Below are 20,095 nucleotides of genomic sequence, written 5' to 3'. Positions count from 1 at the left end.
TGGAAGTAAGTGTTAGTTTTCAGTAAAAAAACAGCAGGTTATTTTAAAGTAATCGATTTATCAAGCAGTTGCTCCCCGGTATGACCAAAGCGTCTTTGCCGGCTCTTAAAACTGTCGATAGCTTCTTCAAGTGAGTTCTGGTCGAAATCCGGCCATAGCGTCGCAGTAAAGTACAGCTCCGTGTAAGCCTGCTGCCATAATAAAAAATTACTAACGCGCTGCTCGCCGCCTGTTCTGATAAACAAGTCGGGCTCGGGCAGGTCTGCGGTTGATAAATACTGATTGATCAGCTGCTCATTGATATCCTGATTTTTTAATTCTCCGGACGCTATTTTTTCTGCCACCGCCCGGAACGCCTGACACAGGTCCCAGCGCCCGCCATAATTGGCTGCGATAACCAGCGTCAAGGCATCATTGTCTTTGGTTTGCGCCTCGCCTTCGGCCATTTTGGTCTGCAACTTGTCAGAGAATGCCGTTCTGTCGCCAATAAATCGCAAGCGGATATTATTCCGATCAAGTTTGTTGATTTCCCGTTGCAAAGTCGCCATAAACAACCCCATCAATAATGACACCTCTTCATCCGGGCGACGCCAGTTTTCACTGCTGAACGCGAATAAGGTCAAGACCTCAACCTCGTGTTTGGCGCAGTACTCTACAATTTTCCGAACCGCTTTAACCCCGGCCTGATGACCAATAGCTCGCGGCATAAACCTCTTCTGCGCCCAACGACCATTACCATCCATGATAATGGCGATATGGCGCGGATTGTTATTTATACCCTTGAGGGTACTTGTTGATTCCAAACTATTACAGTCATCCGTAGGCATTTGTTTAAATCCCAATTACATTGACAGTAAATCGGCTTCTTTTGCTTCCAGCAATTTTTCAACGTCTTTTACATACTGATCGGTCAATTTTTGAATTTTTTCTTCAGCTGCGCGAGCCTCGTCTTCAGAAATCATTTTTTCCTTTAAAGCCTCTTTTATTGCTGAATTTGCATCACGGCGAATATTTCTGATCGCAACACGACCATTTTCCGCTTCATTCTTGACGACTTTAACCAGGGAACGACGACGCTCTTCGGTCAATGGCGGCAATGGAATACGAATAACCATCCCGTTGGTAGCAGGGTTCAATCCCAGATCCGACTTCATAATTGCTTTTTCAATAGCCTGGACCATGCCCTTTTCCCACGGTGTAATCGTCAAAGTTCGCGCGTCTTCGACGGCAATATTGGCAACCTGGGATAATGAGGACTCGGTACCGTAATATGAAACGTTAATTTGATCCAATAAGCTGGGATGAGCCCTGCCCGTTCTTATTTTTGAGAATTCATGTTTTAAAGCTTCAATACTTTTGCCCATGCGGGTTGAAGCGTCCTGTTGAATATCATTAATCATTATTTGTTCCTCGTTCAATAAGAGATCCTATCTCTTCGCCCATCATCAGTTTCATTACCGCGCCTTTCTCGAAAATATTCATCACCCGCATTGGTACATTATTATCCCGGCATAATACCAGCGCAGTGGTGTCCATCACATTCAGACGCTGATCCAGCGCTTCATCATAAGTTAATCGCGGATAGAATTTAGCATTTTTGTCTTTTTGGGGATCGGCAGAATAAACGCCTTTGACTTTAGTAGCCTTAATCATCAACTCGGCATTAATTTCAATCGCCCGAAGACTGGCGGCCGAATCGGTAGTGAAAAAAGGATTTCCGGTTCCTGCTGCAAAAATAACAACCCGGCCTTTTTCCAAATGCCTGATCGCTCGACGGCGAATATAATCTTCACAGACCTGATTGATTTTCAGTGCAGACATCACCCTGACCGGCTGACCGTGTGCTTCCAAAGCATCCTGCATGGCCAGGGCATTTATTACAGTAGCCAGCATCCCCATCTGGTCGCTGGTTACTCGATCCAATCCTTCTGAAGCTTTCTCAGCTCCACGCAATATATTACCGCCGCCAATAACCAAACCAACTTGAAGACCAACATCACATAACTCTTTAATTTCAGTTGCAAGACGTTTAACAATATCTGCATCAATACTACCACCGGTTTCACTCATTAAAGCTTCACCGCTTAACTTAAGCAAAATTCTCTGGCAAATCAATTTAGTCATTTTAATTTATCGGGGGCTAATATTTATTATTGTGGGCGCGAGTTTATTCGCGTCTATAAAGGCAGCGCGAATAAATTCGCGCCCACGGCCGAGGAGTGCGTTAATTGCCTCTAACTTGTGCCATAACTTCTTCGGCAAAGTTTTCTTCTTTCTTCTCAATTCCCTCACCCACTTCCAGGCGAGCAAAACGAATAACGTTGTTACCTTTTGACGCAAGTAGTTTAGCGACAGTAACTTTATCGTCCTTAATAAAAGGCTGACCCAACAAAGTAATTTCCGCCAGAAATTTACTAATCCGACCTACAACCATTTTCTCAATAATTTCCGCCGGTTTTCCGCTTTCTGCTGCTTGAGCCGAGAAAATCTCTTTCTCTTTTTCAATCAGTTCTGCAGGCACTTGTTCATCAGAAACACAAGTCGGTTTACTCGCTGCGATATGCATTGCAATGTCTTTGCCTAACTCAGCATCTGCCTTCGCCAATTCGACGATCACACCGATTTTTTTACCGTGCAAATAGCAAGCAGTACCGCCCATTGCAGTCTGGTATTTTTGAAACCGCCTGACGGTAATATTTTCGCCCAACTTGGCGATCAGTCCACGACGAACTTCATCCACAATCGTGCCGTCAGCCAGTTTCATTGCCAGCAGTTGTTCATCTGTTTCAATATCGGAATTCAACAAAGCTTCTGTGACATTATTGACGAAATTTACGAAATCATCCGCTTTGGCAACAAAATCAGTCTCACAGTTAACATCAACAATCGCCACAGCTTTTCCGTCATCACTAACTTTAGCGCCGATGATGCCTTCAGCAGCAATGCGGTCGGATTTTTTATCGGCCTTGGCTAGACCGGATTTGCGCATATTTTCAATGGCTAACTCCATGTCGCCATTGGCTTCAACTAATGCTTTTTTGCACTCCATCATACCGGAGGCAGTTCTTTCACGCAGTTCCTTAACCATTGCTGCACTAATAGTAATACTCATTCTTTATCTTTCCTCATTATTCATAACTGTAAAAACGCCCCCGTGAGGAGGCGTTTTTGCCTAACTTTAAGTACTCATTTCACAGGAAACGCCTGTAAAAAATTAAGATCGTACTTATTCTGCCGCCTCTTCAACAAAATCATCAGCTTTTGCTGACAATCCCAAACCCGCTGATTTAGCTTCCATTACTGCCGCAGAAACACTTTCGCAATAAAGTTTAACTGCACGAATTGAGTCATCATTACCAGGAATAATGTAATCAATTTTTTCCGGTGAATTATTGGAATCAACAATACCAACAACCGGAATACCTAATTTTTTAGCTTCACTGATTGCATTCTTTTCATAACCGACATCCAGTATGAAAATCACATCGGGAACGCCTTTCATGTCTTTAATTCCACCCAGACTGCGCTCCAGTTTTTCAAGTTCGCGTTCCATACCTAACGCTTCTTTCTTGGCAAAACGTTGATAAAGCGTACCGTCAGCTTTCATCGCTTCTAATTCTTTAAGACGATTAATTGACTTCTTGATGGTTTTGAAATTTGTCAGCATGCCACCTAACCAGCGATGGTTGACATAAGGCATGCCACAGCGTGCGGCTTCTTCAGCAACTACTTTTCGCGCTGCTTTCTTGGTACCAACAAACAGGACTGTGCCTTTGTTTGCTGTCATCTGACCCAGATAATTCATTGCGTCATTAAACATTGGAAGCGTTTTTTCCAAATCAATAATATGGATTTTGTTACGTGAACCGAACAGGTACGTAGCCATTTTCGGGTTCCAATAACGAGTTTGATGTCCAAAGTGAACACCCGCTTCAAGCATTTGACGCATAGATACTGCTGCCATTAATTTCTCCTAAGATAAAAATTCGGAACATCTGTTCCGAGTTGGGTTACGCCTCCACCTATCCCGCCTGGAAACCAGTAACAATCATTTTATTTAAAGAATGGTTGCACCGGCACCCTTCCAAACGTGACGATAGGCGTGAGTATTAGTTCAAAAACGAACTTCCCTTTATACCATAATTACTTTTTCACAACAAGCCGATCTCTGTTAAAATGATTTTATTACACAGGCGCAAAGCAGAAACCACAAGACTAAAAAACTTATCGTTTGCGCCTAATGTTCCTTATCCTTTATAGCTTTGCACCTGATTTTTATGAGCATAATTATTAAAACCGAAAGTGAAATCGAAAAAATGCGGATTGCCGGAAAACTGGCAGCCGAAGTTTTAGAAATAATTGAACCCTATGTTGTTCCCGGAGTTACCACCGACGAACTCAATCAGATTTGCCACGACTATATTGTTGATGTACAAAAAGCCATCCCTGCGCCGCTTAATTATCACGGCTTTCCAAAATCCATTTGCACTTCGATTAACCAGCAGATCTGCCACGGCATTCCCAGCGATAAAAAACTTAAATCAGGCGATATTGTCAATATCGACATTACCGTCATCAAAGACGACTACCACGGCGATACCAGCAAAATGTTTTGCGTCGGCGAAGTCAGTCCGCACGCAAAACGCCTGGTTAAAATAACTCAGGAAGCCATGTTTTTGGGTATTAACCAAGTAAGGCCGGGGGCTACATTAGGCGATATTGGCCACGCCATACAAAAACACGCAGAATCCAATCGTTATTCGGTAGTCCGGGAGTTTTGCGGCCACGGCATCGGCAAAAAATTCCATGAAGAACCGCAAGTATTGCATTACGGTAAAGCCGGCGAAGGCGAGGTCCTCGAAGCAGGCATGATATTAACTATTGAACCCATGATTAATCTCGGCAAACGACACATGAAAGTGTTGGCCGACGGCTGGACCGCAGTAACCAAAGACCGGAGCTTGTCCGCGCAATGGGAACACACCATTTTGGTAACCCAAAGCGGCTATGAAATCCTGACTTTGCGCCAAGAAGAAATGTGACCGCCTTGAACAAAAACATTAATACCGCGATTTTTGCCGAAAAAGACAGCCTGCAACAATTTAAACAACTGTTAAAACAAAAAGACACTGAGCTGCGACAAAAATTCAATCCTCACAAATCAGTTTCCAACTTACTTAAAGAAAAATCCGATTTTATCGATGAAATCTTAAGCTGCTGCTGGCAACATTTCCTTGGCGAACACGCCAGCCAGCTGATGTTATGCGCCGTTGGCGGTTACGGCAGAAGAGAATTATTCCCTTACTCCGATATCGATATTGTCGTTTTGCTGGATTCTGACGACACTTCGCCTTACCAGGAAACACTGGCAAACTTCTTCACCTTCCTCTGGGATATCGGCTTAAAACCGGGGCAAAGCGTACGCACCATCAAACAATGCGTCGAAGCGGCAATCAGCGATCAAACGATCATAACCAGTCTTATGGAAAACCGGTTGATTACCGGCAACACCACCTTGCATAAAACACTTAATCAACAAATCACGCCGGATAAAATTTGGCCGTCGGATCAATTTTTTGCCGCCAAAATGGAAGAGCAGCGACAGCGTTATGCCAAATTTCATGACACTGCCTACAATCTCGAACCCAACATCAAAGAAGGCCCCGGCGGTTTACGCGACCGACAGGTCATCGCATGGGTGTTCAAACGTCATTACAATTCCTCAACACTCAAGGAACTGATTAAATACGGCTTCTTGCCCGAGTCTGAATATTTGGAACTGGTTGCCGCACTTGAAGTGCTATGGCGAATTCGTTACGCATTGCATCTTTTAACCAATCGATGCGAAGACCGACTTATTTTTGATTATCAACGCGATCTTGCCCGGCAATTCGGTTTCAGCACCGAACATCAGGAATACAATCAGGATGTCGAACAATTCATGCAGTTTTATTTTAAAACGGTACTTGGACTTGAGCGCCTCAATGAAATGCTGTTGCAATTATTTAATGAGCGCTTCGTTTCCGGAGAAATTACTTACAAACCAATCCCGCTTAACGACAAATTTGTTGCCATCAACGGCTATCTTGAAGCCATTGATGACACACTTTTTGAACGACACCCGCTTGCCTTGCTGGAACTCTTTTTAGTTCTGGAACAGAATTCATCGATCAAAGGCGTCAGGGCAACAACCATACGCTTGGTTCGTAAAAGCCTGTATTTAATCGACGACGTATTTCGCAAGAACAAAGATGCCAACCGCCTGTTTATAGAAGCATTCCGCCAACCGCGAGGCATTACCGATCAATTAAGACGCATGAATCGCTACGGGGTTTTAGCCGCTTATATCCCTTGCTTTGCCAATATTGTCGCCCGCATGCAGTATGATTTGTTTCACATTTACACCGTGGACGAACACACGCTTTTTGTCATCCGGAACTTACGCCGCTTTGCCTTAGAAAAACATTTTGATGAACTGCCTTTCTGCAATGATATTTTTCTGCTGATTTCAAAGCCGGAAATATTGTATCTTGCCGGTCTATTTCATGACATAGCTAAAGGCAGGAGCGGCGACCATTCCACAATTGGCGAAGAAATCGCCAGGGAATTCTGCGTTCAGCACGATCTTTCCCCGCATGACACCAACCTGATCTGCTGGCTAGTCCGCAATCATCTGGTCATGTCGATGACTGCACAACGAAAAGACATCAGTGATCCGGATGTCATTCATCAATTTGCCCAGACCGTTGGCAGTATTGAATACCTGAACCACCTATACCTGCTAACCGTGGCCGATATTCGCGCCACTAATCCAGAGCTTTGGAACGCATGGAAAGACGCTCTGCTCAAAGAGCTTTATTCAGTGACCTATAGCGCCTTGCACAGAGGCTTGCAAAATCCAGTAGCATTGGCGGATCGCCTGCTCGAAAACAAAAAAGAAGCAAAAGACGAACTGCTAAAACTAGGCATATCCGAGCCGGTTATTCTCAGATCCTGGCAGCATGCCAGTGATGATTATTTTTTAAGATATTCAGCTGATGAAATAGCCTGGCATACCATTGCCATTGCCTCATCCAGAGAAGATGACCTGCCCCTGGTTCTGCTACGCCCTCAAACTCAACGCGGCAGCGCGGAAGTTTTTGTTTACACAAAAAATGAAGAGGCTATTTTTTCGCTGAGCACCGCCACTCTCGACCAACTGGGACTTACCATTCTTGACGCCCGGATCATGACCACGACCGACGACTATATTCTTAATAGCTTTCTGGTTCTTGAGCAATCGGGAAAACCCATCAATGAATTGTTCAGAGAAGTTCATATTTGCACTGCCCTTCGCAATAACCTGCGTCTTCGCGAAGTAAAAAAACACAAAAATATTCATCGCCAATCAAGACAAGCCAAACATTTCCCTATCCCTACCAGTATTCAATTTCATGCGGACCCTTTAAACAGGCATACGATTATTGAGCTTATCACCACAGATCATGCCGGACTTTTATCAAAAATAGGGCGCGCATTTGTACAAAAAGGCATTCATCTGCACAGCGCAAAAATAACCACCATAGGCAGCAGGGCTGAAGACATGTTTTATATCACCGACAACCAGTCGCAACCCATCACAGACCCTGCCAGACAGGAACAAATACGCGAAGAAATTTTAAAGATGCTGGCGCTATAGGTTAATGCAAGACGTTCTCCCCCGGACGCAACGGACAGCCGTAATACTTATAGAGCAAGCTAAAGCTCCGCACAATCAATATTCATCCGTTATTTAGTCAGATACCAACCTTTTCTCAATAAACCGAATAAGCCATTTATGGTTGTTATTTTCAATATCAGCATAGCGCAGCCCAATTTTACATTGATCGCTGGACATACGCCGAGAAAAAACCACATGACACCGCGCTACTATTTTGAATAACTGACCATTCCCATCAGACAGATTCAAGTCAACAAACACCGATACCGGCTTACCGTCGCGAACAAAACTCCCTCCCGGAGTAATCATGTTCCGTTGCTTGATATTACATTCGACACCTAGCCCATCGCTGGATACATCTACCGCAATCACCTTAATGCGCACACCGTCCTCGGTAGTGACAATAGCAGAAACTTGCACTGGAATCCTTTGATAAAGCCTTCTTTCCATAACCGTTCACACTCACTATCAAAATCACTTAAAAACTCAAGTTTAAAAAATTAATTATCCCAATGCAACCGATGCGCGGCTAATCGCTTGTCAAATACCAAGAATATTGCCGGAAACGCACAACCCCCAACATAACATCCTTTTAATTAAATAATCGACTCACCTCGTGCAAGTTTGGGTAAGTTCCCGTCCAGCCCCATGGCACTCCGCATCACTTTATTTTTGGCAGGCAAAATTCGTTCAGCCAAGCCCAACCCCAAGTTGCGTAAAAACTTGACCGGTAGAACCTGATTACTGAACACCCGATAAAAAATATCCATTACCGTCATCATTTTAAGATTTTCATTACGACGCATTTTTTCATAGCGCCTTAAAACCGCCAAATCACCCGGATCAAGACCTTGCTTGCTTGCATCAATCAGCACCTCGGCCAATGCCGCAGCATCCAGTAAACCGATATTAACCCCTTGTCCTGCCAGCGGATTAATCATGTGTGCAGCATCACCAACCAAGACCACGCCCGGTTTAACATAGCTTTGCGCATGCTGCCGCTTCAACGGAAAGCTTGCCGTACCCAAAATAGCATTAACCTTACCCAGGCAATCAGGAAAAGTTGCCGTCAATTCCCGCAACAAATCCTCGCTAGACAAGGTTTTCAAGCGAGCCACTTCATCCGGCAAGTTATACCAGACGATGGAGCCATAATGCCCGGTTAACGGCAAAAACGCCTGCGGCCCGCTGGGCACAAAGCGCTGCCAGGTTATATCCTGCTGTCCGTAATCCGTATCAATATAAATCACCAGTGCATGTTGATTGTAATCCCAGCTGGTTACTCCCAACCCCACTGTTTGTCTGACTCTGGATTGACCGCCATCTGCGGCAACCAACACTTTTGCCGATAAAATCCTGCCATCACCCAGCTCCACTTCAGGTGATTTGCCCGCAGAATAGTTGATTTTATTAATGGTAGCTGGACACATCAGCTCGACATTGGCAAAACCTTGCAAGCGTTCCAATAACGCCAACTGGGTCACCCTGTTTTCAACGATAAAACCCAATTCAGGATAGTTAATATCGTCACTGCAAAACTCAGTATCTCCCGCCGTTTCCCAAACCCGCATCCTGCGAAACGGACAAAGCCTGCGATTAACAACGCCACTCCATGCACCCACCGTTTCAAGTATATTTTTTGATGCAATACTGAGCGCGGAAACCCTTAAATCATGGGGCTGCTCAGGAGCAAAATCCTGTGGCGGCGCACTCTCTATTACCGCCACGCTCAATGAACTCCCACCGAGGCTACAAGCAACAGCAGCCCCGACCATGCCTCCACCTACAACTACAACATCAAAATTTTCTTTCATAATTAACCAATAATATGATATGAATTCACTTAAATAATTTTAATGCCTCTTAAAGAACCGAGTCTGCCTACAAAACAGAAGAATATAGTCAACGAGAACAATCAGTCATTAAAACAGAGCAGAAAGATACCACATCCATTTAAGGAATAACCAAAATACCTCTATTAATCATGCAACAAAAGACCAACGCCCAATCTATATCAGCGAACAACATACCGATTGATTGCTGGTGCGGACGGCAAAAGACTACGTGACAGAATTACCTGTCATCCGTATAATTAACTAGTTTTGCCGTGCCGCGGCCTTTGATGTCTCCATCAGAGCGGGTGCGGAACGAGGGTTATGTAAGTTAGAGGATAACAGCCCTTTTGTAATATTTTTTAGAGGTGACAATGAGTCAAAGCACGCTACCGCCCAGACAGGGTTTATATGATCCACGCAATGAACATGATGCATGCGGCGTGGGTTTTATCGTTCATATAAAGGGTCAAAAAAGCCATGAAATCGTACGTCAAGGCTTGGAATTACTTAAAAACCTGACCCATCGTGGCGCGGTTGGCGCCGATATATATGCGGGCGATGGTGCGGGAATTCTGATTCAAATGCCCGATACTTTTTTGCGCGCAGAGTGCGACAAGATAAGCATCACCCTTCCGAAAGCAGGCGATTATGCCGCAGGCATGGTGTTTTTGCCGCGCGATGCTGCCAATCGAGCCACTTGCGAAAATCTGTTAACCGAAATAATTGCGCGGGAAAAAGCCGTATTATTAGGCTGGCGCGATGTACCTGTCGACAATCATACCTTGGGTGAGTCGGTAAAACTGGTTGAACCGTTCATACGGCAGATTTTTATTGGACGTGACCAAGATTGCGTCGATCAAGATGCTTTCGAGCGCAAACTGTTTGTGATTCGCAAGCAAGTTGAAAACGCCGTCCGCGATTTGAAGCTGGATCATGGCCACTCTTTTTATATCCCATCCTTATCGTCACGCACTATCGTTTACAAAGGTATGTTGCTGGCCGATCAGGTCGGAGCGTTTTATGCGGACTTAAGCGATGAACGCATGGTCAGTGCTTTAGCGTTAGTGCATCAACGTTTTTCCACCAACACTTTCCCGACTTGGGATCTGGCACATCCTTTCCGCCTGATCGCCCATAACGGCGAAATCAACACCTTGCGCGGCAATGTTAACGGCATGGCGGCACGTCGTCATTCCATCGCGTCCAAAGTTTTGGGCGACGATATGCACAAACTGTGGCCGTTGATCGACGAAGCGCAATCGGATTCGGCGTGTTTCGACAATGCACTGGAACTATTGGTTGCCGGCGGCTATTCACTGGCCCACGCCATGATGTTGCTGATCCCTGAAGCTTGGGCCGGCAATGTCTTAATGGACGAAAAACTGCGTGCGTTTTATGAATATAATGCCGCCCTGATGGAACCGTGGGACGGCCCTGCGGCCATTGCCTTTACCGATGGACGTCAAATAGGCGCAACCCTGGATCGCAACGGCTTACGCCCTGCGCGTTATCTGGTGACCGATGACGATTTCGTCATCATGGCATCGGAAATGGGCGTATTGGAAGTTCCCCAGCATAAGATTATCAAAAAATGGCGGCTGCAGCCGGGCAAAATGCTGCTGATTGATACCGAAGAAGGCCGCATTATTGATGATGCGGAGTTGAAAGCCAATTTGTCGGCGTGCCACCCTTATTCCGAGTGGCTAAGCAAAACTCAAATTCTGCTATCCGAACTGCCAGCCGAAATTTCTGCAATGGCACCGGATGCGCACACTCTTTTGGACAGACAACAAGCGTTCGGTTATACCCGCGAAGACATTGAATTCATCCTGAAACCGATTGCGCAAACCGGACAGGAACCGATCAGTTCGATGGGCATCGATACGGCGTTGGCAGTGTTATCGCAACGTTCGCGCATGCTGTACGATTATTTCAAGCAAGGCTTTGCCCAAGTTACCAACCCGGCGATCGACCCTATTCGCGAAGAATTGGTCATGTCGCTGGTTTCACTGATCGGCCCACGCCCCAACTTATTGGGTCTGGACGAAGGCGGAACTCATATGCGCCTGGAAGTGGAACAGCCTATTTTGACCAATCAGGATTTGGAAAAAATTCGCCGTATCGAAACGCGTACCGGCGGTGTATTCAAAACTAAAACCCTGACGCTGTGCTATCCCTCTGATTTGGGCGCAAGCGGCATGGAAACGGCGCTTGATAAACTTTGTCTTGCTGCAAAACAGGCGGTTGAAGAAGGTAACAATATCCTGGCGTTGTCCGACCGTGACCTAGATATTGCGCATATTGCAATACCTGCCTTGCTCGCAACTTCCGCCGTGCATCACTACCTGACCCGCGAAGGTCTGCGCACTAAAGTGGGTCTGGTTGTCGAAACCGGGGAAGCGCGCGAAGTTCATCATTTTGCGCTGTTGGCCGCCTACGGTGCGGAAGCAGTTAACCCTTATCTGGCTTTCGACACCCTGTCGGGGCTATGCGAAGATATCGCTGACCTCAGCGAATATGAAGCGCACAAACGTTATATCAAAGCGATCTCCAAAGGCCTGCTTAAAGTCATGTCCAAAATGGGCATTTCGACTTATCAGTCTTATTGCGGCGCGCAAATTTTTAATGCCATCGGTTTGGCTGAACCGTTCCTGGATCGTTATTTCACCGGCACAACCAGCACTGTCGAAGGCGTCGGTTTAGCGGAAATCAGCGAAGAAACCAGTCGTCGTCATCGAATTGCTTTCGGCAATGCGCCGTTATACCGGGACGCCCTGGATATTGGAGGGGAATACGCGTACCGTCTGCGCGGCGAAGCACATACCTGGACGCCCGCCACCATCAGCACCTTGCAACACGCAACGCGCAGCAACAGCTATGAAAAATATGCTGAATTTTGCCGCTTGATCGATGAACAAAACGAAGCCTTGCTGACCTTGCGCGGCTTGATGTCGTTCAAGGAAGATGCAACGCCTGTGCCGTTGGACGAAGTGGAGTCCGCAGCGGACATCGTCAAGCGTTTTGCAACCGGAGCGATGTCGTTCGGTTCAATTTCCTACGAAGCCCATACCAATCTGGCTATTGCGATGAACCGCATCGGCGGCAAATCCAACACCGGCGAAGGCGGAGAACTTCCGGAACGCTTCAAGACCTTGCCCAACGGCGACTCCATGCGTTCGGCGATTAAGCAAGTCGCTTCCGGCCGCTTTGGCGTGACCACCGAATATCTGGTCAATGCCGACGACATTCAGATAAAAGTCAGCCAGGGCGCAAAACCCGGCGAAGGCGGACAACTGCCCGGACATAAAGTCGACGCGGTTATTGCACGAGTGCGCCATTCAACTCGAGGCGTTGGTTTAATATCGCCGCCGCCGCACCATGACATTTATTCGATTGAAGATTTGGCGCAGTTGATCCATGACTTGAAAAACGTCAATCCAGAAGCACGGATCAGCGTCAAACTGGTATCGGAACACGGTGTCGGTACTGTTGCAGCGGGCGTTTCCAAAGCCCACGCCGATCATGTGACCATTTCCGGCTATGACGGCGGCACCGGCGCAAGCCCGATGACTTCGATCAAACACGCTGGGTTACCGTGGGAAATCGGCCTGGCCGAAACCCATCAAACATTGGTATTGAACAAACTACGCGGTCGTATTGCCGTACAAGTCGATGGCGGTCTGCGCACCGGACGCGACGTGATCATCGGCGCATTATTAGGCGCGGATGAATTCGGCTTCGCCACTGCGCCATTGATCGTGTCGGGTTGTTTGATGATGCGCAAATGCCATCTGAACACCTGCCCGGTCGGCGTCGCGACGCAAGACCCTGAACTGCGCAAGCGTTTTACAGGCCAGCCTGAACATGTGGTTAATTATTTCTTCATGGTCGCGGAAGATGTGCGTCAGTGGATGGCAAAACTGGGATTCCGTAGCTTCAATGAAATGATCGGACGCTCGGACAAGCTGGACATGCAGCGCTCACTGAACCATTGGAAAACCGAAGGACTGGACTTTAGCCGGGTTTTCTATAAACCTGAAATTGACGGTGCTACCGCTGTTTATAACACTGAACGCCAGGATCACGGCTTGGATCAGGCACTGGATCATACCTTGATTGCAGCCGCTCAACCTGCGCTGCAAAACGGACAACCGGTAATCATTAATACGCCGATCCGCAATATTAACCGCACTTTTGGTGCAATGTTGTCAGGCGAAGTCGCCAAGCGTTATGGTCATAAAGGTTTGCCTGAAGATACCATTGCTATTAATGTCAAAGGTACCGCCGGTCAAAGTTTCGGCGCGTTTTTGGCGCAAGGCATCAGCATCGAACTTGAAGGCGAAGGCAATGATTATGTAGGCAAAGGCATGAGCGGCGGCCGTATCGCCATTTATCAGCCTAAAGACTGCCCCATTAATCCAGCTGAAAATATTATCGTCGGCAACACTGTGTTATATGGTGCCGTCAGCGGCGAATGTTATTTCAGCGGCGTTGCCGGTGAACGTTTTGCAGTGCGTAATTCGGGCGCTGTCGCGGTTGTCGAAGGCGTAGGCGACCATGGCTGCGAATATATGACCGGCGGCGTTGTGATCGTACTCGGACAAACCGGTCGCAATTTTGCGGCGGGTATGTCCGGCGGTGTGGCTTATGTGCTTGATGAAGACCGCAGCTTTGAAAAGCGTTGCAATTTGGCGATGGTGGAACTCGAACCGATCCCCGAAGAAGACGACACGCTGGAAGCCATTGCACACCAAGGCGGCGACATGGAAACACACGGACGCGTTCACATTATGTCCGATATGACCCGTTATGATGCGCAACGCTTAAAGCACTTCATTGAAAACCATAAGCGTTATACCAACAGCGCCAGAGCCCAGCATATTTTAGATAACTGGCAGGATTATTTGCCGCGTTTTGTTAAAGTCATGCCGGTCGATTACCGCGAAGCGCTCAAACAAATTCAGGCTGAACAAGCATCCGCGACCGTATAATCGTTGCGACACTATTTAAGTAGAAGGTATTAAAAATGGGTAAACCAACCGGGTTTATGGAACTACCACGCACTGAGCGGCATTACGCATCGCCGAGTGATCGTATCCAACATTATCGCGAATTTACGCTATCTCCCAGCGAAGCCGAAGTGGCTGAGCAGGGGTCACGATGCATGGATTGCGGCATCCCTTTTTGCCATCAAGGCTGCCCTGTTAACAATATTATCCCGGACTGGAATGACGGCGTTTATCGGGGAGATTGGCAACAGGCGTTAGAAATCTTGCACAGCACCAATAATTTTCCTGAATTTACCGGACGCATCTGCCCTGCGCCCTGCGAAGCGGCTTGCACACTCAATTTGCAAGATCAGCCCGTAACCATTAAATCGATAGAATGCGCAATTATCGACAAAGGCTGGGCGATGGGCTGGGTAAAACCGCAAATCCCAACGCAACGCACCGGCAAGCGTGTAGCCGTAATTGGTTCAGGGCCTTCAGGATTAGCCTGCGCTCAACAGTTGGCACGCGCCGGGCATGAAGTCGTGGTTTATGAAAAGAATGACCGTATCGGCGGCTTGTTACGCTACGGTATTCCCGATTTCAAGATGGAAAAAGTACACATCGACCGACGCATTGCTCAAATGCAGGCGGAGGGCGTCAGATTCAGACCCAACAGCCATATCGGTACAGATATCCCTGCGCAAAAAATACTCGCTGAGTACGATGCCGTGGTTTTAGCGGTAGGCTCTGAAAAACCGCGCGACCTGGAAGTCGAAGGACGCAATGATTATCAAGGCGTTTATTATGCGATGGACTTTTTGCGCCAGCAAAACAAGCGCAATGCAGGCGATGCTATAGCCGAAGATGTAGCCATTACCGCGACCGACAAGCATGTTGTAGTGATCGGCGGCGGAGATACCGGTTCCGATTGCATAGGCACATCAATTCGCCAGGGCGCAGCCTCCGTGGTGCAACTTGAAATTATGCCGCAACCGCCTGAAAAAGAAAATAAATCGCTGACTTGGCCGCTGTGGCCCAACAAGTTGCGCACCACGTCTTCACATGATGAAGGCATCAAAAAACGTTACTGGAGTGTTAACACCCAAAGCGTTACCGGTAAAGACGGCAAAATAACCCATCTGAACGCGGTCGAAGTGGAGTGGAAGCAAGAAGGCGGACAGTGGAAAATGAGCGAGAAGCCTGACAGTGCTTTCACGCTGGAAGCGGACATCGTATTTTTAGCCATGGGCTTTGTTCACCCGGTACACGAAGGCTTGTTAAAGGAGCTGGGCGTTGAACTGGAGCGCAATAATATCAAAGCCAACGATAAGCAGTATCGCACCTCGGTGGATAAAGTATTTGCGGCCGGCGACGGGCGACGAGGACAATCGCTGGTAGTCTGGGCAATACGCGAAGGCAGGCAAGCCGCCAGAGCGGTGGACGAGTTCCTGATGGGGACATCGGAACTGCCGAGGTAATATTGTAAGAGGCAACTAAAATCCGATACTGTTGGCTTAATCGCTTAAGTCAACAGTATTATGCCTACAGTCGACCAAACATCAGATGCTAAAGTGCTTTAGATTTTGCTATCCCACACCGCTTACACCGATAAACAGTAATCAACTTCCCCTGTTTCACATCAAACTGCTTTTCGTTTAAAACTTCCCATTTATGAAAACCGCTACGGCATAGGGTATTGCCTTTATGCAGTTGCGATGGTTTAGGCCGTTTAAATTGGACTATGTCACCCATGATTTCCTTCCAGTCTTATACAAGCCGCCACAAAAATCTGTAGCATTTCATCACTTCCTATACGCATGACTTAAAGCATAAATCCACGAAGAAAAGCCGAGACAAAACCTCGTGTTTTTTAAAATACAAAATATGTAACTGCCAAGCTATATCATTTTTTGACGATTGTATTCCACGCCGTAAGCCAGGTCTGTGGCTGATATGAGTCGGCTTTCCTGTCAAGAAATCCGGCCAACACCAATCTCAGAGTATTATCAATAACACCGAAGAAATGGGTGTAGCCCAACTGCGGGGTAATATTACGAATTTCGCCTACTTTAATACCGGCTTCAATAATCCTGATGATTTTTATGATCGCCGCAGTTTCATGTAGCGGCTTTGCCTCCGGCAAAAACTCGTTGACGTTCAAAATCAACAGAAACCGCATTACATCCGGCGCCTCATCTGTTAGCTTGAATAACAAATCGACTATGCCACGTAATTGTTCGGATGGTTTTTCATTCTTGCACCTTATTTCATCAATGGAGATGCTCAAGCTGTTGAGAATATTTGCATACAACTGCGATGCAATCATTTGTTTGGTTTTAAAGTGCTGATAGATTATGCCGGTATTTTTTATTCCGACCCCATCCTTAATATCGATTAATGATGTATTGAAATAACCTTTTTCTACAAACAGTTTTAAGGCTGCCAGCAATATCTCATCCTGCACTTCAGATTTTATCTGAATATTTTCTATTTCCTGATCCATGTTCTTCTTTCACAGCTGATTCAATGCGCTGTATTATTTGTGTGTGAGTGAAAATTCAAATGGTCTACACGTTGTAGACTCACAAGTATAAAACTTATTTTGCGGTCAATACCGCCAGTGCCGCGCTTAAATAATTGATCATCGACCATAATGTCAATATGGCCGCGATGTACAACAAACCGTAACCGCAATAATTTATGGGTATGCCCAGTAGATCTTCGCGATATAACAACATGCCGATCGCCAGCATTTGTGCCGTAGTTTTCCATTTACCTAATTGGGATACTTTAACCTGGGCCCGCTGACCGATCTCTGCCATCCACTCCCTAAGCGAGGCAATGGTTATTTCCCTGCCGATAATGATTGCCGCAGGAATAGCCAAATAAGGACTGGCCTGCTGCTGAACAATCAGAACCAAAACCATGGCCACCATCAGTTTATCCGCCACAGGATCCAGAAAAGCCCCGAAAGGCGTTTCCAAACTCATTTTCCTGGCAAGATAGCCGTCCAGCCAGTCTGTAATCCCCGCAACTAAAAAAATCAGCATGCAAGCAACATTGGAATAGGCCCAAGGCAGATAAAAAACCGCAGTTATTAATGGAATTAACGCGATTCTTAACAGCGTGAGATTTGTCGGTAAGTTAAATTCAATTATCATCTTGATGATGAAATAGTTCGTAAATCCGTTGTGCCAAATGACGGCTTATGCCATCCACACTGCAAAGTGCATCCACACCAGCCTGTGAAATACCTTGCAGCCCCCCAAATTGTTTCAATAAAATCTGTCGCCGTTTAGGCCCCAATCCCGGAATAGCTTCCATAGCCGATTGTCTTTTGGCCTTGCCCCGGCGCTGCCTGTGTCCTGTTATCGCAAACCGGTGCGCTTCATCGCGAATATGCTGAATCAACAACAAACCGCTGGCTCCAGGGCTTATATCTATCGGCTGCTCCTGATCCACCAGTATCAGCTTTTCCATGCCGGGCTTTCTATCCGGTCCTTTGGAAACGCCGACTATCATAACATTGTTTATGTCTAATTCCGCCAATGCCTTTTGCGCTTCATGCACCTGACCTTTGCCTCCGTCTATGAGTAATATATCCGGTGCCGTATGTTCGCCCTGTTTCAGCCGTTTAAAACGTCTGAATACCGCCTGATGAATGGCCGCATAATCATCACCGCCGGTTATGCCTTCGATATTAAACCGCCGATACGCCGATTTTACCGGACCTTCCCGGTCAAAAACCACACAGGACGCAACGGTCTGATCGCCCTGAGTATGGCTAATATCAAAGCATTCCAGGCGTTTTGGCAGTTCCTTGCAGCCCAATTCTTCCTGCAAACTGAGAAACCGGGCATAAATCCCCTGTTTATCCGATAACTTACTCAGCAGTGAGTTTTCGGCATTAGTACAGGTCATTTGCAACCACTTTAAACGCTCGCCCCTGACATTGTGAGAAATAGCCACCGAATGCTTTGCCTGAACCGCCAGCACTTCCTTTAACAAATCAGCTTCTTCCGGTTGATGACTGACAATCAATTCATGAGGCACTTGTTTATCCAGATAATATTGCGGAATAAACGCCTGAACGATAGCCGCCGGATCGTGTTCATCAGCTATCTTGGGGAAAAACACCTTGTTGCCCAAATGCTGCCCGTTGCGGATAAAAAACACCTGTACGCAGGCCACACCGGCCTTGGTCGCGCAGGCGAGAATATCGACATCGCCTCGTTCGCCGAGCACAAAATGTTTTTCCAGTACCGAACGCAATTTTACGATTTGATCCCTGAAACCGGCTGCCTGCTCATATTCAAGCTTAGCCGACGCTTCCTCCATATTAATAATCAACTGATCAATCAGCAGACCGCCCTTGCCTTCTAAAAACAGCACCGTGTTGTCAACATCCTTCGCATAAGCGGCTTTATTTATTAAGCCGACACACGGCGCAGTACAACGCTCTATCTGGTGTTGCAAGCAAGGGCGAGAACGGTTGTTATAAATGGAATCATCACACTGCCTGATTGGGAAAATCCGTTGCAATAACTTCAGACTTTCTTTGATTGCGCCAATGCCTGGATAAGGGCCAAAATATTTTCCCTTTTTCTTCTTTGCGCCACGGTGCAGGGTGATCTGGGGGAAATCGTGATCAGTAGACAGAAAAATATAGGGATAGGATCTATCATCCCTTAAACAGATATTGTATTGGGGTTTATGACGCTTGATCTGCTGACATTCCAGCAATAAAGCCTCACCTTCAGTGTGCGTCACCGTAACTTCAATGGCCGCAATCTTAGTCACCATCCTGTGTTGCTTAGTCGAAGCGGTCTGCTTTTTAAAGTAACTGGAAACGCGATTTTTAAGATTCTTGGCCTTGCCAATATAAATAATCTCGCCCTGGTCATTAAGCATCTTGTAAATGCCGGGGCGCGTAGTCAGGTTTTTTAAAAACGCTTTTATGTCAAAACTGTTTTCTGGTAACTCAAGGCTCACACTTTATCCTGATAGCATACGGTACAGCAAGATAGATCCATTTTATGCAAAGATTATTCCTTATACCATTGAAAATTAATTGTAATCCATGATTGAATATTTATTAAAGGAAAATCATCTTCCAAGGCAAGCTTTTTAATGATGTAAGGGATTGCTTACCTTCCTGTATGTTAAATTCAAATCTTAAATAATTTGGCATGAACAAAACCATCCTATATACCCATATTTTCATTTAATCTATCGGAGACTATCTGAATGAAAGAAATAAAGATAACCCCCCTTACAGTTCAGCAATATGCAGAAATCTCCGATGATATTTACGACGAAGTTGAAAGAGTTGAACACGCAGGAATACTTGCCGCCAAGTGCAGCCAACACCCTGAATATGGGGATATCATCCTTATTTCATCTAATCAGGGCGATTGCTTAATGGTTCACTTTTAACCTGCATCTGTAAGATGTTTATCCTGGGTCTAAGAAGCTGTTTGGAATTATCAGGCAAGGCCGCGAGCAACAAGGTTTATCGCTTCAAAATTCAATTTAACAAATTGACAACCTCAATACCTTGGCTTCTTTGA

15 protein-coding genes are annotated in these 20,095 nt (G+C 46.3%); 5 read left to right on the top strand and 10 right to left on the bottom strand.

What is annotated here, in order from left to right; all coding sequences use genetic code 11:
• Positions 1 to 38: 38 nt before the first annotated feature.
• The 5 genes from Q8L79_RS04945 to rpsB form a co-directional block, all read right to left on the bottom strand.
• Positions 39 to 827: an isoprenyl transferase gene (locus tag Q8L79_RS04945; RefSeq protein ID WP_305268510.1), complete on the bottom strand. Its 789-nt coding sequence runs from the start codon at positions 825 to 827 to the stop codon at positions 39 to 41.
• 15 nt (positions 828 to 842) lie between these two features.
• A complete protein-coding gene (gene frr / locus Q8L79_RS04940) occupies positions 843 to 1,400 on the bottom strand; it encodes a ribosome recycling factor (protein WP_370869877.1) in 558 nt (185 codons plus the stop codon).
• Positions 1,393 to 2,124, bottom strand: a complete 732-nt coding sequence (gene pyrH / locus Q8L79_RS04935) for a UMP kinase (RefSeq protein ID WP_305268509.1) — start codon at positions 2,122 to 2,124, stop codon at positions 1,393 to 1,395. Before pyrH ends, frr begins: the two co-directional genes overlap by 8 nt.
• A 100-nt stretch (positions 2,125 to 2,224) precedes the next feature.
• Positions 2,225 to 3,112, bottom strand: coding sequence for a translation elongation factor Ts (gene tsf, locus Q8L79_RS04930; protein ID WP_305268507.1), 888 nt, complete (start codon positions 3,110 to 3,112; stop codon positions 2,225 to 2,227).
• 114 nt (positions 3,113 to 3,226) lie between these two features.
• Positions 3,227 to 3,964 (bottom strand): 30S ribosomal protein S2, encoded by a 738-nt coding sequence (rpsB, locus tag Q8L79_RS04925; protein WP_006889944.1) that lies wholly within the window; start codon positions 3,962 to 3,964, stop codon positions 3,227 to 3,229.
• A gap of 313 nt (positions 3,965 to 4,277) precedes the next feature.
• On the opposite strand from rpsB, the gene map reads away from it, so the two are divergent.
• Together map and glnD are read left to right on the top strand one after the other, a co-directional pair.
• Complete coding sequence (gene map, locus Q8L79_RS04920) at positions 4,278 to 5,042, top strand: type I methionyl aminopeptidase (protein ID WP_305268502.1); 765 nt, start codon at positions 4,278 to 4,280, stop codon at positions 5,040 to 5,042.
• Positions 5,039 to 7,678, top strand: a complete 2,640-nt coding sequence (gene glnD / locus Q8L79_RS04915) for a [protein-PII] uridylyltransferase (protein WP_305268500.1) — start codon at positions 5,039 to 5,041, stop codon at positions 7,676 to 7,678. Before map ends, glnD begins: the two co-directional genes overlap by 4 nt.
• Positions 7,679 to 7,771: 93 nt before the next feature.
• Here the strand turns inward: glnD and Q8L79_RS04910 are convergent, their stop codons facing one another.
• Both Q8L79_RS04910 and Q8L79_RS04905 read right to left on the bottom strand, forming a co-directional pair.
• Positions 7,772 to 8,149 carry a PilZ domain-containing protein gene (locus tag Q8L79_RS04910; RefSeq protein WP_305268498.1) on the bottom strand — a complete coding sequence of 126 codons (378 nt, stop codon included), beginning with the start codon at positions 8,147 to 8,149 and terminating at the stop codon, positions 7,772 to 7,774.
• Positions 8,150 to 8,295: 146 nt separating this feature from the next.
• Positions 8,296 to 9,513, bottom strand: coding sequence for a UbiH/UbiF/VisC/COQ6 family ubiquinone biosynthesis hydroxylase (locus Q8L79_RS04905; protein WP_305268496.1), 1,218 nt, complete (start codon positions 9,511 to 9,513; stop codon positions 8,296 to 8,298).
• A gap of 392 nt (positions 9,514 to 9,905) precedes the next feature.
• On the opposite strand from Q8L79_RS04905, the gene gltB reads away from it, so the two are divergent.
• Both gltB and Q8L79_RS04895 read left to right on the top strand, forming a co-directional pair.
• Positions 9,906 to 14,525, top strand: a complete 4,620-nt coding sequence (gene gltB, locus Q8L79_RS04900) for a glutamate synthase large subunit (RefSeq protein ID WP_305268494.1) — start codon at positions 9,906 to 9,908, stop codon at positions 14,523 to 14,525.
• 35 nt (positions 14,526 to 14,560) lie between these two features.
• Positions 14,561 to 16,003: a glutamate synthase subunit beta gene (locus tag Q8L79_RS04895; protein ID WP_305268493.1), complete on the top strand. Its 1,443-nt coding sequence runs from the start codon at positions 14,561 to 14,563 to the stop codon at positions 16,001 to 16,003.
• A 425-nt stretch (positions 16,004 to 16,428) separates the two neighbouring features.
• Here the strand turns inward: Q8L79_RS04895 and Q8L79_RS04890 are convergent, their stop codons facing one another.
• From Q8L79_RS04890 to uvrC, 3 genes are all read right to left on the bottom strand, one after another.
• Positions 16,429 to 17,028, bottom strand: coding sequence for a TetR/AcrR family transcriptional regulator (locus Q8L79_RS04890; protein ID WP_305268492.1), 600 nt, complete (start codon positions 17,026 to 17,028; stop codon positions 16,429 to 16,431).
• A 94-nt stretch (positions 17,029 to 17,122) separates the two neighbouring features.
• The gene (pgsA, locus tag Q8L79_RS04885; protein WP_305268490.1) at positions 17,123 to 17,686 is read right to left on the bottom strand and encodes a CDP-diacylglycerol--glycerol-3-phosphate 3-phosphatidyltransferase; all 564 of its coding nucleotides are present in this window, start codon (positions 17,684 to 17,686) and stop codon (positions 17,123 to 17,125) included.
• Positions 17,676 to 19,517, bottom strand: a complete 1,842-nt coding sequence (gene uvrC / locus Q8L79_RS04880) for an excinuclease ABC subunit UvrC (protein ID WP_305268488.1) — start codon at positions 19,515 to 19,517, stop codon at positions 17,676 to 17,678. Before uvrC ends, pgsA begins: the two co-directional genes overlap by 11 nt.
• 255 nt (positions 19,518 to 19,772) lie before the next feature.
• Between uvrC and Q8L79_RS04875 the strand changes: the two genes are divergently transcribed.
• Complete coding sequence (locus Q8L79_RS04875) at positions 19,773 to 19,961, top strand: hypothetical protein (protein WP_305268486.1); 189 nt, start codon at positions 19,773 to 19,775, stop codon at positions 19,959 to 19,961.
• Positions 19,962 to 20,095 lie beyond the last annotated feature (134 nt).

The organism is Methylobacter sp., from assembly GCF_030680395.1.
Classification (GTDB): Bacteria; Pseudomonadota; Gammaproteobacteria; order Methylococcales; family Methylomonadaceae; genus Methylobacter_A.
Note: the sequence above shows the minus strand (reverse complement) of the source record. Positions and strands in the feature narration are given on the sequence as shown.